Annotated in this window: 13 protein-coding genes; 7 read left to right on the top strand and 6 right to left on the bottom strand. The window is 74.5% G+C overall.

The features are described 5' to 3' along the window. Window positions 1–15 precede the first annotated feature (15 nt). Window positions 16–951, top strand: coding sequence for a UDP-glucose 4-epimerase GalE (galE, locus tag ACEQ2X_RS06935; protein ID WP_370325065.1), 936 nt, complete (start codon window positions 16–18; stop codon window positions 949–951). Between the two features lie 105 nt (window positions 952–1,056). On the opposite strand, the gene nudC is transcribed toward galE, so the two are convergent. Continuing rightward, window positions 1,057–1,866 carry an NAD(+) diphosphatase gene (gene nudC, locus ACEQ2X_RS06930; protein ID WP_370325064.1) on the bottom strand — a complete coding sequence of 270 codons (810 nt, stop codon included), beginning with the start codon at window positions 1,864–1,866 and terminating at the stop codon, window positions 1,057–1,059. A gap of 451 nt (window positions 1,867–2,317) precedes the next feature. Here nudC and ACEQ2X_RS06925 point away from each other — a divergent pair, with 451 nt between their 5' ends. Continuing rightward, complete coding sequence (locus ACEQ2X_RS06925; RefSeq protein WP_370325063.1) at window positions 2,318–4,900, top strand: cell wall-binding repeat-containing protein; 2,583 nt, start codon at window positions 2,318–2,320, stop codon at window positions 4,898–4,900. 98 nt (window positions 4,901–4,998) lie between these two features. Further along, window positions 4,999–5,763, top strand: a complete 765-nt coding sequence (locus tag ACEQ2X_RS06920) for a D-alanyl-D-alanine carboxypeptidase family protein (RefSeq protein ID WP_370325062.1) — start codon at window positions 4,999–5,001, stop codon at window positions 5,761–5,763. Window positions 5,764–5,788: 25 nt separating this feature from the next. On the opposite strand, the gene ACEQ2X_RS06915 is transcribed toward ACEQ2X_RS06920, so the two are convergent. Together ACEQ2X_RS06915 and ACEQ2X_RS06910 are read right to left on the bottom strand one after the other, a co-directional pair. After that, window positions 5,789–7,945, bottom strand: a complete 2,157-nt coding sequence (locus ACEQ2X_RS06915) for a cell wall-binding repeat-containing protein (protein WP_370325061.1) — start codon at window positions 7,943–7,945, stop codon at window positions 5,789–5,791. An 18-nt stretch (window positions 7,946–7,963) separates the two neighbouring features. Then, window positions 7,964–8,365 (bottom strand): response regulator, encoded by a 402-nt coding sequence (locus ACEQ2X_RS06910; protein ID WP_370325060.1) that lies wholly within the window; start codon window positions 8,363–8,365, stop codon window positions 7,964–7,966. 131 nt (window positions 8,366–8,496) lie between these two features. Between ACEQ2X_RS06910 and ACEQ2X_RS06905 the strand changes: the two genes are divergently transcribed. Genes ACEQ2X_RS06905 through ACEQ2X_RS06895 form a run of 3 tightly spaced genes read left to right on the top strand, consistent with a single transcriptional unit; the run spans window position 8,497 to window position 10,774 of the window. Continuing rightward, window positions 8,497–9,084 (top strand): hypothetical protein, encoded by a 588-nt coding sequence (locus tag ACEQ2X_RS06905; RefSeq protein ID WP_370325059.1) that lies wholly within the window; start codon window positions 8,497–8,499, stop codon window positions 9,082–9,084. Between the two features lie 15 nt (window positions 9,085–9,099). After that, window positions 9,100–10,026, top strand: a complete 927-nt coding sequence (locus tag ACEQ2X_RS06900) for a 1,4-dihydroxy-2-naphthoyl-CoA synthase (protein ID WP_370325058.1) — start codon at window positions 9,100–9,102, stop codon at window positions 10,024–10,026. A 7-nt stretch (window positions 10,027–10,033) separates the two neighbouring features. Next, window positions 10,034–10,774: a hypothetical protein gene (locus ACEQ2X_RS06895; protein WP_370325057.1), complete on the top strand. Its 741-nt coding sequence runs from the start codon at window positions 10,034–10,036 to the stop codon at window positions 10,772–10,774. Window positions 10,775–10,811: 37 nt separating this feature from the next. On the opposite strand, the gene ACEQ2X_RS06890 is transcribed toward ACEQ2X_RS06895, so the two are convergent. After that, a complete protein-coding gene (locus ACEQ2X_RS06890; protein WP_370325056.1) occupies window positions 10,812–11,357 on the bottom strand; it encodes a CoA pyrophosphatase in 546 nt (181 codons plus the stop codon). A gap of 68 nt (window positions 11,358–11,425) precedes the next feature. On the opposite strand from ACEQ2X_RS06890, the gene ACEQ2X_RS06885 reads away from it, so the two are divergent. Further along, entirely contained in the window at window positions 11,426–12,142 is a 717-nt protein-coding gene (locus ACEQ2X_RS06885; protein ID WP_370325055.1) for a septum formation family protein, read from the top strand. A gap of 10 nt (window positions 12,143–12,152) precedes the next feature. On the opposite strand, the gene ACEQ2X_RS06880 is transcribed toward ACEQ2X_RS06885, so the two are convergent. Both ACEQ2X_RS06880 and sppA read right to left on the bottom strand, forming a co-directional pair. Continuing rightward, window positions 12,153–13,661 (bottom strand): glycoside hydrolase family 3 protein, encoded by a 1,509-nt coding sequence (locus tag ACEQ2X_RS06880; protein WP_370325054.1) that lies wholly within the window; start codon window positions 13,659–13,661, stop codon window positions 12,153–12,155. Next, window positions 13,646–15,376 carry a signal peptide peptidase SppA gene (gene sppA, locus ACEQ2X_RS06875; RefSeq protein ID WP_370325053.1) on the bottom strand — a complete coding sequence of 577 codons (1,731 nt, stop codon included), beginning with the start codon at window positions 15,374–15,376 and terminating at the stop codon, window positions 13,646–13,648. Before sppA ends, ACEQ2X_RS06880 begins: the two co-directional genes overlap by 16 nt. Window positions 15,377–15,378 lie beyond the last annotated feature (2 nt).

Raw genomic sequence — 15,378 nt, 5'->3', positions numbered from 1 at the left:
GCTAGCCTTCGCGCGATGAAGGTGCTCGTCGCCGGAGGAGCCGGCTACATCGGATCGGTGGTCACCGCCCGCTTCGCCGAGGAGGGCCACGAGGTCGTGGTCCTCGACGACCTGCGGCAGGGCCACGCCGACGCGGTGGGGGACGCCGTGTTCGTGGACCTGCCCCTGTCGCGGGCCGGGGAGGTGCTGGACGGCTCGTTCGACCTCGTCGTCCACCTCGCCGCGGATGCCCTGGTCGCGGAGTCGGTCGCCCAGCCCGAGAAGCACTGGGCCAACAACCTCGGGGAGGGGCTGGCGCTGCTGGATGCCATGCGGGTGACGGGCGTCCAGCGGATCCTCTTCTCCTCGACCTGCGCGGTCTACGGCGAGCCGGCGGTGCTCCCGATCACCGAGGCGACCCCGACCGCGCCGGTGAACGCCTACGGCATGACCAAGCTCGCGTTCGACCACGCACTGACGTCGTACGCGACGGCGCACGGGTTGGCGGCGATGAGCTTCCGCTACTTCAACGTCGTCGGTGCGTACCGCGGGCGGACCGAGCGGCACGACCCCGAGACCCACCTCGTCCCGAACCTCCTGCGCGGCGCAACGGGTGAGACGTTCACCGTCTTCGGGACCGACTTCCCGACCCGGGACGGCACCGCGGTCCGCGACTACGTCCACGTGGTGGACCTGGCGGACGCCCACCTGATGGCGCTGGACGTGCTCGAGGACGGTGTCCACCACATCGTCAACCTCGGGACGGGGGACGGCGCGACGGTCCGCGAGGTGCTGGACGCCGTGCAGGACGTGACCGGCCGCACGATCGACGTGGTCGAGGCCGACCGTCGGCCCGGCGACCCCCCCGAGCTGGTGGCGGACGCCTCGAAGGCCGAGGCGATGTTCGGCTGGCGACCGACGCGGTCGCTGCGCGACGGGATCGCGGACGCCTGGGACGCGATGCGGGCCTAGCAGGCCGCCAGGATCGCGCCGAACTTCGCCGTCAGGCGAAGGAGGCCCCGATCGCGCCCAACCTCGGTGCCCGATCTCGGCGCCGGCGCCGTGACTCGACGCTGGTCAGCGTCCCGCGGTCCAGGTCGCGAGCGGCCGACCGAACCACGAGGACACCAGCTTGTGGGCGACCGAGAGGGGAGGGGGCAGGCCCACCCGGCCGGTTCCCATCGCGACCTCGAGCTCCTCGCGGGTGAACCACTCCGCCTCGGCGATCTCGTCGTCGTCCAGCCGGATGTCGGTGGTCTCGGCGACGGCGTGGAACGCGAGCATCAGCGACGACGGGAACGGCCAGGGCTGGCTCGTCACGTAGTCGACCTGGCGGACGGTGCTCCCGACCTCCTCCGTCACCTCGCGGCGGACGGTGTCCTCGAGCCGCTCGCCGGGGTCGACGAACCCGGCGAGGACGCTGAACCTCCCCTCCATCCACGACGGCTGCCGGGCCAGCAGCAGCCGGTCGTCGGCGTCGACGACCCGCATGATCACCGCCGGCTCGATGCGCGGGAACGCCAGGTGGCCCTCGGGGCACACCAGCGTCCGGGGGCGACGGGCCGGAGACAGCGGCTTGGCGCACCGCGAGCAGAACCGCTCCCGCGCCCGCCACTGACCGAACGCGATCGCCCCGAGCAGCACCTCGGGTTCCGCGACGCTGAACATCGCCGTCCGCGCGTCGGTGAACTCCCCGACGGGCAGCGGGTCGCCGTCGTCGACCACGACGCTCATCACGCCCGGCGCGACGACGATCGGGGCCTCGGCGACGTCTGCCCCCTCCGGCCACCCGCCCTCGACCACCACGACGTGTCCGTCGCGTCGTCGGGTCACGACGACCGTGATCGAGGGGTCATCCAGGGCGGCGGCGACGTCGGGGTGCTCCACCGGGCGAAGCGTAGGCGACACGATCGTCGCCGCCCCCGGCGGCACTACCGCCAGGAGCCCGTGGGCGCATGGCGGGGCGGGAGGTCGTCGCGGGGTCCCCGCGAGTGACCCGTGGGCGACTGGCGGGGCGGGAGGTCGTCGCGGGGTCCCCGCGAGTGACCCGTGGGCGACTGGCGGGGCGGGAGGTCGACGCGGGGTCCCCGCGAGGGACCCGTGGGTGCATGGCGGGGCGGGAGGTCGTCGCGACGTCCCCGCGAGTGACCCGTGGGCGAATGGCGCACGCGAGCCGCTCGCCCTCGCCCACACCGGCCCCGCCACCCCGCCCACCCCCGCACCGATCCACCGCCCGCGCGCGTCAGTGCCACGACCCTGACGCGGTGGCGTTCTAGCATCCACCGCCAAGCCCGACCCCGGTCTGCCGTCCGGGGCCACGCCGACGCGAGAGACTGCCGTGCGCCACCTCACCCTCCTGCTGACCGTCGCGATGCTCGCCCTCGGGCTGCTCGCCGGCCCTGCCGTCGGGGCGGTGTCGGACACGATCGACATCCGCGGCGACGACGTCGACCTCGACCCCACCGAGATCGCCCTCCGGTTCAGCCGGGCGACGTTCACCGAGGACGACGCGGTCACCGAGGTCCTGCTCGCGACCACCGAGACCTTCGCCGATGCCCTCGCCTCCGGCACCCTGCAGGGCGACAGCCCCCTCCTCCTGACCGGCCCGGACGAGCTCGACGACGACGTCGCCGCCGAGATCGACCGGCTCGAGGCCACCGACGTCACGATCCTCGGTGGCGAGGCGGCGATCGACGCCGACGTGGAGGAGGACCTCGAGGACCTCGGCCTCGACGTCGCCCGCCTGGCCGGGGAGACCCGCCTGGCCACGGCCGTCGAGGTCGCGGAGCAGGCCGAGACCCCCTCCACCGCCATCGTCGCCCGGGCCTTCGGGGCCGCCGGGGACGACACGCAGGCCTTCGCCGACGCCCTCGCCGCCGGCGCGTGGGCGGCCGAGACCGGCTGGCCGATCCTGCTGACCCAGACCGACCACCTGGCCGTCGAGACCGAGGCCTTCCTGACCGACGGCGACGTCGACCGGGTCATGCTCCTCGGCGGCGAGGCCGCGATCGGCACCGACGTGGAGGAGGCCATCGAGGCGCTCGACATCGACGTGGACCGCGTCGCCGGCCCGACCCGGTTCCACACCGCGACCGCGATCGCCGAGGCACGCGGGTTCGACTCCGCCGCCGAGGCCGAGCGGATCATCCTCGTCGAGGGCCAGGCCGACGACGCCTGGGCCGCCGGGTTCGCCGCCGCTGCCCACGGCGCGATCGCCGAGGCGCCGGTCCTGCTGGCCAACGGCGACACCCTGCCGCCGGCCACCACCGAGTTCCTGATCTCGACCAGCCAGACGTTCGCCGTCGACGCCACCGACGTCGACGAGCCCGTCCTGGTCTGCGCCACCAGCGCGACCGCGTGCGAGCAGGCCCGCATCCTCCTCGGCCTCCCCGCCCAGGCCGAGCTGACCTTCGAGAACTCCGAGCAGCCCATCCCCTCCCGCACCCCGTTGATCGGGACGATCGACACCTTCGACGTCCCCGCCCGCGTCGCGGTCTTCGGGGAGTGCGTGACCGAGGGGCTGCTCACGACCGACGCCGACGGCGGGTTCGCCGTCGAGATCGCCGCCGAGCCCGGCCCCTGCACGATCACCTTCGAGATCGCCTACGAGAACGGTTCGGTCCAGACCACCGACGTGGTCATCCTGGTCGACCCGGCCATCCCCGCCGAGGGGATCGTCGTCGGCACCTCCACCGGGTCGGACGCCTACACGTTCGTGGCCACCGACGCCGACGTGCCCCTCACCGTGTCGTACGACGACGAGGACGTCTTCACCGTCGACGGCGAGCCGGCCACCATCGGTGCCTTCGAGGCCGCCGTCACCGTCGCAGACCGCGTCACCTTCACCGCCGACACCGCGGAGGGCGACGTCCACGACCTCGTCAACGTCGATCCCGCGACGATCTCGAGCGGCACCCTCGGGGACGTCGACGTCGCCGCCGGCACGTTCGCGATCGTCGAGCCGGTGACCGGCGTGGTGCTCCGCCCCGGCCTCGAGATCACCGACGACCGCGCGTACCAGGTCGACGGCGAGGCCAGCACCCGGGAGGGGTTCGAGGCGAACGCGAACGAGGGTGACGAGGTCTCCCTCACCACCAGTTCGATCCGCCTCCGCAACCGGGTCGTCGAGGGCCCCGCCCTGGACATCAGCGTCGACGCGGTCAGCGGCATCGCACGGCTGCGGATCGGCGGGCTCGGCGACGACCCGCTGACCGCCGAGGACGACCGCTTCCGCGCCCGCGCCGGCACCGACGCCCAGACCTTCGAGGTCGACGGCGACGACACCGACTTCGCCGCATTCGCCGAGGCGCTCAGCGTCGGCGACGAGGTCACGTACGACCGCCGGGGAGGGGTGGAGGCCTTCGAGATCGACAACGCGCCGGTGCCGCCGGTCGCGGGGACGGTGACCGAGACCTTCGATCCGGACGGCAGCGCCGCGGCGCCCGAGCCCGCCGACGGCGGTGACATCGTCGCCCTCACCGTCGACGGCCGGATCCTGGTCAGCTACTCCGCCGACGCGGTGTTCCGCATCGACGACCGCGTGGCGACCGAGGAGGAGTTCGAGGCCGCCCGGACCGCCGGCGACGCGGTCAGCTACCAGGTCGGAGACCCCGCGACCGGCACGCCGGAGGAGATCGCCCTGGTCAACCGCGACCTCAGCGGCGAGGTGACCGACATCACCGAGGGCGCCAACACCTACGACGTCACCGTCCAGGCCGGGATCGTCTACGACGACCTCGACTACACCTCGTCGATCTTCGGCGGCTCCGACGTGTACGTGATCAACGGTGACACCGTCGGGCTGGCCCAGTTCGAGAACCAGCTGGCGCTGATCGACCGGGGCGAGGTCCTCGGGACCATCACCGTCCGCGCCACCGACGACGGGACCGAGCACCGCCTGTCGAGCGAGGCGCAGCGCTAGGGCCAGGACGCCGACCGCGCAGGGGTCGGCGGCCGCGGCCGATGAGGAGGTCGCGCGACACGGAGGTCGCCGGTTCCGTCGTCCCCGACGCTGCGAGCGTGCAGCACGCGACCATGCGACCCGACATCGGCCTCCACACCATCCCACAGCGCATCGCCGCCATCGCCAGCCTCCGCTCGACCCCGCCGTCCGGGGCGGCGCCGGCCGGCGGTGACGTCGCGGCGACCCTGCAGACCCAGCTGGACGCCCAGGGCTCCCCGGCCGGGGCTCCCGCCGCCGGCGCGGCGACCTACGCGGGGTTCCAGCGACCGGTCGGGTTGGGCGCCGGCGTGTCCCTCACCTCCACCCCCGGGTTGATCAGCCCGGCGCTGCCTGGCGCCGGCACCGGCACCGCTGTCGCCGGGGTCGCCCCGGTCGGCGCGAGCGGGCGGACCACCAGCGGACCACTCGCCCTGGACCGGTCCGGTCCGCCACCGGAGCTGCAGGCCTACGGCAACGGCCAGATCCCGAGCGCCGCCCTCGCGTCGGTGGGCGTCGGCGACCACACGCTGTGGGAGCCGGCGGCCCGCGCGTTCCGGGACATGGTCGCCGCGGCGGCGCGGGACGGGGTGTCGTTCGGCGTCAACTCCTCCTACCGCGACCTCGCCGGGCAGCAGGCGATGGTCGACCGCTACGGCCTCTACAGCCAGGGTGGCCGCGCGGCCGCGCCCGGCAGCTCGAACCACGGCTGGGGGCTGTCCATCGACCTGGACCTCGACGACCGCGCCCAGGCCTGGATGCGCGAGCACGGCGCGACCTACGGCTTCGTCGAGGACGTCGCCCGCGAGCCGTGGCACTGGACGTTCAAGGCATCGGCCTACTGAGCCGCCGGCCGGCCGGACGGCGACGTCACCGCGGCAGCCACAGGACGTCGCCGGCGGTGAACAGCCGCACGTCCTCCTGGCTGACCAGCAGCCGGCCGGTGCGGGTGGACACGTCGATGAGGTGCAGGCCCGGCTCGGCGATCGGTGTCCCGTCGCCGTAGGTGCCATCGAAGCGTCCCTGCACCGCCAGGGTGGTGCCGTCGGGGCTGAACGTCCCCGACCAGCCCTGGGACTCGTCCCCGCCGATCACCAGCCGGGGCGCGGAGTCCGCCGTCGCGCTCGCGCGCACCGTCGCCAGGGCGACGCTGTAGCCCAGACCGCCCTGGACGTCGACGAGCAGCTGGGTGCCGTCCGGCGACCACTCGTCGGGGTAGAACAGCCCGTCGCCGGTGCCGGGGACGGTGGTGGTCTGGCCGGTCGGCAGGTCGAGGATCCGGATGCCGCCCCGGCCCTGTCCCTCGAAGTCGGCGTAGGACAGCGCGACGCGTGTGCGGTCCGGCGACACCAGCGGACCGCTGATCAGGGTGAGGGGTGGGGCCGGCGGCACGAGCACCTGCGGGGCGGCGGAGCCGTCGCGGCGGGCCAGCACCACCTCCTCACCCGTCGTCGCCGACAGGATCTGGATGCCGTCCAGCCAGTCCAGGTCGTCGAAGCCGTTCTCGTAGGGGCTGAGGTCCAGCGGCACCGGCGCCGACGCCCCATCGGTGTCGACGGTGACGAGCGCGCCGCCCTGGAGTCGGGTGGCGATCGCGCTGCCGTCGGCCGCCCAGTCGTGACCGCCCTGGTTCAGCAGCCCGTCGGCCACCACCCGGACGTCTGCGCCGGCGGGCTGGCCGGGGGTGAGCGTGGCCACCGCCAGCTGGTGGTTCCCGTCGAAGCGGTCGAGCTGGGTGTAGGCGAACGCCGACCCGTCGGGTGCGGCGACGGCCGAGTGCGCGTCGCTCGCCACCACGTCGACGGCCCCGTCGGCCGCCAGCTCGTAGATGTCGGCGTCACCGGCGATGCCGCCCGACCCCTCGAACACGATCCGTCCCTCGACGGGGGGTGGCGGTGCCAGCCCCCCGGCGATGCGGGCGGATTCGCAGGCGCGGGTGCTGGTGAGGCACACCAGGGCGACCCCGTCACGGCCGGTCAGGCCGCCGGCCAGGTGGTCGCGGGTCTCCGGGGGGAGGGTCGCCCCTGCGGACAACAGGATCGGCGCACCCGTGCGGCCCGACAGGGCCGCTGCGGCGAACCCGGCCGCCCACGCATCCGGCCCGGCCAGGACCCCGCCCTGGGTGAAGCGGTCCTGGGTGAAGTCGACGACGTCGTTGCCGTCCACGAGGATCACGGATGCCGCGTCGGCAGCCGTGGGGGCGCCCCGCTTCGCGGCCACCGCCACCGCCGTCGCCGCGCGGCTCGGGCCGGCCACCCGCTCGCCGTCCCCGACGATCGCGACAGCCTCGGCCAGCACCGCGTCGCTGACCGCGGCGGTGCCGCCCAGCACGACGACGGTGTCGATGTCGTCGGCGTGCGCCTCGAGGTGCGCGCGGGTGGTGGCGGGCAGGGAGTCGGTGGCGGTCAGCAGCACCGGCCACCCGTTGGCCGCCGCCAGCCCGCCGGCGGCGATCACGTCCGCGTAGGCCTGGGTCGGGTCCGTCGACCCCTCCGCGCCGAACGCTCGGGCCAGGATGACGGTGTCCGCCGCGGGCGACTCGGCCTCGGCGACCGCGACGGCGGTCTCCAGCCGCGACGCCCCGGCGTAGCGGGTCACGTCGATGTCGCGGTCGGCGAGCTCGGCGACCACGGCGGGGCCGACCGCGGCCTCACCGCCGAGGACCACCGCCTCCTCCGGCGCCAGCCGGTCGAGCTCGTCGGCCACGACCGGCGGGATGGGCCCGTCGGTCGGGACCAGCAGGAGCGGGGCGTCGCGCTGCAGCAGGCCCGACGCCAGCGCGTCGGCGAACTCGTCGTCCCGGCCGATCACGACCCGAGCGGCGGGTTCGCCGAAGGTCTCGGTGGAGAGCCGCGCCGCGATCTCGGCGTTCGACGGCGTCTCGTCCGCCTTGACGACGAACAGGGTGTCGCCGTCGGCGTTGACCTCGGGCTGGGCAGCCGAGGGGGAGGGGAGGAGGGCGGCGAGCAGCACCGCCAGGACCACCCCCGCGGCGAGGTGGAGGGGGGTGGGGCGTCGCGTGGTCACGTGGGGTTCCTGTCCAGGTCAGGGGCCGGGGCCCGTGGGTCCCCCACCGTCATCCGCCGCCGCCCACAGCCGGGCGACCCGGTCGGCATCTGCCTTGTCGACGACCGTCGCGCCCAGCGCCTCCGCGGCCGCGACCGTCTCCGGCGCGAAGTGGGAGCTGAGCAGCACCAGCCTCGTCGCGGGATCGCGATCCCGGGCGTGGCGGAGCAGGTCCACCCCGTCCGCCGTGCCCGGCATCCGGTGGTCGGCGACGACCATCGCGAAGGACGGGTCCTCGGCGTCGACCAGCTCACAGCCCGCCGGCACGCTCGCCGCGGTCACGACGTCGGCGTCCACACCCTCGAGGTGCAGGCGCACCAGCATCCGCATGGCGTCGTCGTCGTCGACCAACAGGCAGCGGCGGGGGGTCTGCTCGGTCACGGCCACCGCAGGCTAGCGGACGGTCACGGGGGGTGAGGGATGCGGGACCGCCCGGGCTCACGGGCCTGGCTCTCCGACCAGGTGCGGACGGCTGCTGCGGGAGGGGGCGCGTTCCGTACACTGCGGGGCCCATGCTCCGCCACCGCGCCCTCGTGCTGCTGTCGCTCGTGACCGCCGCCCTGCTCCTCGTCCCGACCGCGGCCTCCGCGGACGTCGCGGTGTCCATCACCGACGACGGCATCGACCCCGATCCGGTCGTCGCCGGGATCGACGAGCCGATCGTCTTCACGAACACCACTGACGGCGAGGTGCGGCTGGTGGACGACGCCGGGCGGTGGGACTCCGGCGACCTGGTCCCGAACGGGACGTTCACGATCACCTTCAGCGGCGTGATCACCTCGACCTTCACGAGCCCCGACGGCGCGATCACCGGCACGATCGAGATCGTCCCCTCCGACGAGGCACGCTCGGAGGAGCCGTCTGAGGAGCCCGCCGACGAGCCGTCCGCGGAACCGGCATCCCAGGAGGGCAGCGAGGAGCCGACAGACGAGGCGACGGGGGACGAGGCGACCGAGGAGGCGTCCGACGAGGGGGCCGACGACGAGCAGGGCCCCACCGGGCTCGCCGACACCGGCGCACCCGTGGCCGCCCTCGCCGGGCTGGTCGGCATGTCGCTCCTCATCGGCGCCGGGCTGCTGGCCCGCACCCGCCGGTCCTGACCCTCCCCCTCCCCGATGGTCTCAGAGATCTTCGACGCCGCCGCCTGGGAGCCGGTGGAGGGGTTCGACTTCACCGACATCACGTACCACCGCAGCGCGGAGGTGCTCGGCCGCGGGGCGCGGGGGCGCGGGACGGTCGTGCGGATCGCGTTCGACCGCCCGGAGGTCCGCAACGCCTTCCGCCCGCGCACCGTCGACGAGCTGTACACCGCCCTCGACCACGCGCGGAGGTCGAGCGAGGTCGGCTGCGTCCTGCTGACCGGCAACGGACCGTCCCCGAAGGACGGCGGCTGGGCGTTCTGCTCCGGCGGCGACCAGCGCATCCGCGGACGTGACGGCTACCGCTACGCCGAGGGAGAGACCGCGGAGTCGATCGACCCGGCCCGGTCGGGACGCCTCCACATCCTCGAGGTGCAGCGGCTGATCCGGACCATGCCCAAGGTCGTGATCTGCGTGGTGTCGGGCTGGGCGGCCGGTGGGGGGCACTCCCTGCACGCGGTCTGCGACCTGACCCTCGCCAGCCGCGAGCACGGGAGGTTCAAGCAGACCGACGCCGACGTCGGCAGCTTCGACGCCGGCTACGGCTCGGCCTACCTGGCCCGCCAGGTCGGCCAGAAGTTCGCCCGCGAGATCTTCTTCCTCGGCGAGGCGTACACCGCCGAGCAGATGCACCACATGGGCGCGGTCAACCGCGTCGTCGACCACGACCATCTCGAGGTCGTCGCGCTCGAGTGGGGGCGCACGATCCTGGGGAAGTCCCCGACGGCCCAGCGCATGCTGAAGTTCGCGTTCAACCTCGCCGACGACGGGATGGTCGGCCAGCAGGTCTTCGCCGGCGAGGCCACCCGCCTCGCGTACAGGACCGACGAGGCCGCCGAGGGTCGGGACGCGGTCCTCGAGAAGCGCGACCCCGACTGGTCGGCCGTCCCCTACCACTACTGAGCAGGCCGTGGTCGCGTCCTGTCTCCGCGGGGGCTGCGCGGTCGTGGTCGGCCTGGTCCTGGCGCTGGCCGGCTGCGGCGGCGGTGGTCCGCGACTGCTGCTGCTGCCCGCGGGCGGTGGGGATCTGCCGGCGGCTGACGCCGCGGCCGTGGCGGACGCCGTCGCCGACCCCTCGGGCCTGCCCGCCGACGTCCGCACCGCGGCGGTCGTCGACGCGGTCCCCGACGACGACGGCAGCTGCGGCGTCGACCAGCAGTCGCGGTGGCTGGAGGTGCCGGTGGACTCACCGGTCGTCGAGCTGCCCGGGGTCGGGTACACGATGACGCGGACCGGGCCCCAGGAGGTCGACGGGGACCAGATCGCCCTGACGGTCGTCTGCGACTTCGACGCGTCCGGGGAGCTGCTCGTGGCGGACGAGCTCACCGGCACCGGCACCGACCAGGTGGTTGCCAACGACTACGTGACCCGCACCGGCACGGCGGTCGGCCGGGTCGACATCGGCATCCCCACCGACGCCGTCACCGCCGTCCAGGCCTTCGAGGGCTGGGCGCTGTTCATCCCCCTCCCCGCGGACCTGCGGACCCTCCGCCTGCACGCCCTCGAGGGCGGCAGCGAGGACGAGGGCTTCGAGATCGGCACCGTGTCGTTCCACGACGCCGACGGCGTCGACATCACCGCCGAGGCCCTGCCGATCCCCGACGTCGTGCACGGCGTGCCGCGCAGCCGCGGCTCCGGAGTCGGCGAATGACCGACACGGTGGCGACGGCCCGGCACCTCCCAAGGGGTCAGGTGATCCCGGCGACGGACAGGAAGTGGGTGATGATCCGGTGGGTCAGGCCCCAGATCATGTGCTCGCCGATGGTGAGGGAGGGGAAGGGGACGACCCCGCCGTAGCGGTACCAGGTGCGGTGCGCCGGATCGGCCAGCGCGGCGACCGGCAGCCACATGGCGTCCGCGACCTCGGCGGGCTCGGGGACCGGCTCGGGCAGGCCGTCGACGGTGAACACGACCGTGGCGATCCGCTCGGTGAACGCCCGCGCCTGCTGGTCGTCCAGGCGGCCGACGGGGTCGCCGACGGTCACGCGGGTCTCCTCGAACGCCTCCCGGGCCGCGGCCGCGACGACGTCGGCGTCACCCGGGTCGACCTTCCCGCCCGGCAGGGCCATGTCGCCGGACCACCGGTCGCCTGCACGGGTGACCCGGCGGATGAACAGGACCTCCGGGCCGTCGCCGCCGTCGCCCAGGATCAGCGCCGTCGACGCCCACGCCTCGGGGTGCGCCGTGGGCCGGTGCGCGGCGACCCGGGCTGTCAGCGTCACGACATCGAGCACGGGCGACAACCCTATCGGCGGCGGATCGGTGCCCTATCGTCACCACCGTCCACGTCGAGGGGTCGCAGATGTCACAGCCGCCGGGCGGCAACCCGCCGCCACAGCCGGGGGCCGGAGATCAGGGCTGGGGTGCACAGGTGGGCTGGGGCGACCAGCAGCCCAGCTCCCCGCACCAGCCCAGCCCCACGCAGCAGGGTTGGGCGCCTCAGGGAGTCCCACCAGGCGCGTACCCGCCGCAGGGCGGGCCTCCGGAGGGGTTCGTCCACCAGGGCGGCTACCGGCCGGGGGCGTACGGGCCACCGCCGCAGCCCCCGCAGCGGAGGCGGGGGAGGGGGTGGCTGATCGCCGGTCTAGTGGTGGTCGTGATCGTCAGCGGGGTGATCGTGCTCCAGACGACCGGGGTGATCAGCACGTCCCGGGACGTGGACCGGCTGTCGGCCGGCGACTGCGTCCAGGTCCCCGAGGAGATGGCGGAGATCACCTCCCTCGACACGGTCCCCTGCGACCAGGCCCACGGCGGCGAGGTGTTCTTCGTCACCGAGCTGCCAGGTGACGACGACGCGGCCTTCCCGGTCCTGGGCGTGGAGGACGAGGCCGTCGACCTGTGCCTGCCTGAGTTCGAGGCCTACACGGGACTCGACTTCTTCGTCGAGGCGGCCGCGGGCCACCTCGACGTCGTCTGGCTGTCGCCGACCTTCGGCAGCTGGCAGCAGGGTGACCGGGGGCTGACCTGCATCGCCACGTCGGCGGACGGCGCGGACCTGACCGGGTCGCTGGCGCGGTAGCCGGGCGGGATCAGCACCCGCAGGCCGCCTCGACGCGGGCCCGCACATCGGCGTGGGCTGGCGTCCCGAGCACGGACGGGTCGATCCCCCCGCCGGCGGCGCGCGCGTCGAGCACGCCGATGGCGGCCTTGGCCTCGAGGATCCTGGTGACCGCCTCGTCGAGCCGCGCCGCGCTGATCTCACCGGACTCGACCGCGGCCCGCACCGCCTCCCAGGCCACGGGCAGGTCGCTCGGCATCAGCACGACGTCGACCCCGGCGACGATCGCGTCGACCGCCAGCGACCCGGCGTCGCCGAACCCCGTCAGCGCCCCCATGTTCATCGCGTCGGTGACGACCAGCCCGTCGAAGCCCAGCCCGCCGTCCCCCTGACCTCCGGCACCCGCGTCGTCGCGCAGCACCGACAGGATGTCGGCGGAGATCGTCGCGGGACGTCCGGAGGGGTCGAGGGAGGGGACGGCCAGGTGGCCGACCATCACGCTGATCGGTGCCAGCTCCTCGGCGAGGGCGAACGGCGGCCAGTCGACCGACTCGAGCGTCGCCGCGTCGTGTGTGATGGTCGGCAGGCTCGAGTGGCTGTCGATGTCGGTGTCGCCGTGCCCGGGGAAGTGCTTGAGGGTCGGCAGGACCCCGCCGGCGGCCAACCCCTCAGCTGTCGCGCGGACGAACGGGACGACCGCGTCGGCGGAGGTGCCGAACGCCCGCTCGCCGATCACCGGGTTGGACGGGTTGACGTTGACGTCGGCGACCGGCGCGTAGACCCAGTTGACCCCGACTGCCCGCATCTCGGTGCCGGTGACCTGCCCGACCTCGCGGGCCAGGTCGACGTCGCCGGTGCGGGCGACGTCCCGGGCGGAGGGGAACACGGTCACGGGCGACCGCAGGCGCACGACGGGGCCGCCCTCCTGGTCCGCGCCGATGAGCAACCCGATGCCGGAGCCGGCCGCGGCGGCCTGCTGCAGCCCGGCGGACAGCGCGGCGGTGCGGACCGGGTCGGCGACGTTCGAGGTGCCCGGACCCTGGTCGTGGGCGAAGTACGCGACGCCGCCGAGGTGGTAGCGCTCCACGACCTCCGCCGGGGTCGCGACGCCGTACAGGGCCTGGTTCGCCGTCGCGGCGGCGTCCGACACCGACACCGCGTCATCGCCGATCACCGTCGCGGTGAACAGCTGACCGACCTTCTGCTCGACGGTCATCGATGCGACGATCGCCGCCACGTCGGTGGAGGGATCGACCGGGGCGGCGTCGCCGCCGGCGGGGGGCGGGGCTGACGCCGGCCCGGTGGGCACCTCGACCTCGCCGGCCGCCGTCGGGTCCTCGCTGGAGGGGCCCGGCTGCACCGCGGTCGCGCCGGGGTCGACGCCCTCGCCCATCCACGCCTCGGTCCCGACGGACTCGAGGTCGGGCGGACGGTCGGCGACATCCTCGGACCCGCCACCGCTGCACGCCGCCACGACCACGGCGAGCGCCAGCACGAGGAGGACCCCGAACCCCCCGCGACGCCTCACCGCAGCTGCCACCGCACCGGCATGCTCAGGACCCCGACCGGCGGCAGGCCGAGTACCTCCAACAGCGCGTGCCACGACCCGGCCGCGCCCGCGAGCGACGCGGTCATCGCCGCCGGGTGGTCGGAGTTCTCCGCCGGCATCATCCGGGCCAGCGCGTTCGAGCGGGGGAACGGCCTGACCTCGACGTCGCGCCGGTCCAGGCCGGCTCGCGCGCAGGCCCGCCCGACCGCGTCGTCCAACCCGCCGAGGATGTCGACCAGCCCGTGCCGCTGGGCGTCCGCGCCGGTCCAGACCCGCCCGCGGGCGACCGCGCGCAGGTCCTCGACACCCATGCCCCGGTCCGCGGCCGCCTTGGCGGTGAAGTCGTCGTAGACCCGGTCGAGCCACTCGCCGAGCCGCGCCCACTCCTCGTCGGTGAAGCGCCGCTGACTCGAGAACATCTCGGCGTACCGGCCCGTCGACACGCTCTGGACGTTCACGCCGATCCGCCCGAGGGCCTCGGCGAGCACCTGCTTGCCGGCCAGCACCCCGATCGACCCAGTCAGCGTCCCGGCGTCCGCCAGCACCTCGTCGGCGGCCATCGCGATGAAGTAGCCACCTGACGCGGCGACCGAGCCCATCGACGCGATCACTGGCGTCCCGGCCTCCCGGAGGGCCAGGACCTCCCGGCGGATCGCGTCGGAGGCGACGTAGGACCCGCCCCCGGAGTCGACCCGGACCACCACGGCCTTGACGTCGTCGTCCCGCCCGGCCGCGCGGAGGGCCGCGCCGAAGGTGTCCGCGCCGATGGACTCCGAGCGGGCCAGCGGGGAGGCGTTGGACCGGCCCAGGTGGATGGTCCCCGACCCCTGCACGACGGCGATGACAGGTCGGCCTCTGGTCGCGGTCGCCTTGATGGCGGCCCCCACACCCTTGCCGTAGCGCTCGACGTACTTGAGCTCGACGTCACCGGACCCGGACCCCGCCCCGGTCCCGCCCCCCAGCCGCTCGCGCAGCGCCGCGTAGACGTCGTGGCGGTAGCCGAGCCGGTCGACCAGGCCGAGCTCCACGGCCCGCTCGCCGGTCACCGGCGCCTCGTCGATCACCGCCCGGACCTGCTCGGGCGTCAGGCCGCGGTCCGCGGCGACGTCGGCGACCAGGAACTCGGTGGCGGACGCGGCCAGCCGCTCGGCCATCTCGCGGTGCGCGTCGGACATCTCGGTGCGGAGGAACGTGTCCGCGGCGGTCTTGTACTCGTGGCGCTGGCCGATCTGCGGCTCCACGTCCAGCTTGTCGAGCGCGCCGCGCAGGAACACCGCGCCGGCGACGACGCCGGTCAGCCCGACGTCGCCGGAGGGCTGTAGCCAGATCTCCTCGAAGGCGCAGGCCAGGTGGTAGGTGACGTTGCCCGGTCCCCACTCCCCGAAGCTCTCGGTCCAGCACACCGCCGTCCGGCCCGACGCGCGGAAGGCCGCGACGGCGCTCCGGAGCTCACCGGCCTGGGCGAAGGTCAGCTCGGCTCCGCCGACGTGGGCGACCAGCCCGCCAACGCGCTCGTCGTCCGCGGCCCGCCGCAGCGCATCGATGACCGAGCGCAGGCTCGGGGTGCCCCGCTCGCGCAGCGCCTGCAGCGGGGTGCTCGGCGGCGCCTCCACCAGGCCCCGGGTGAGGTCGAGCTCGAGGAGCGTCGTCGCCTCCGCGCGCGAGGCGCGGGAGGGGGAGGGCAACGGCAGTCCGGCGATGCGCATGC

The sequence above is a fragment of the Euzebya sp. genome (assembly GCF_964222135.1).
Taxonomy (GTDB): Bacteria; Actinomycetota; Nitriliruptoria; order Euzebyales; family Euzebyaceae; genus Euzebya.
Note: the sequence above shows the minus strand (reverse complement) of the source record. Positions and strands in the feature narration are given on the sequence as shown.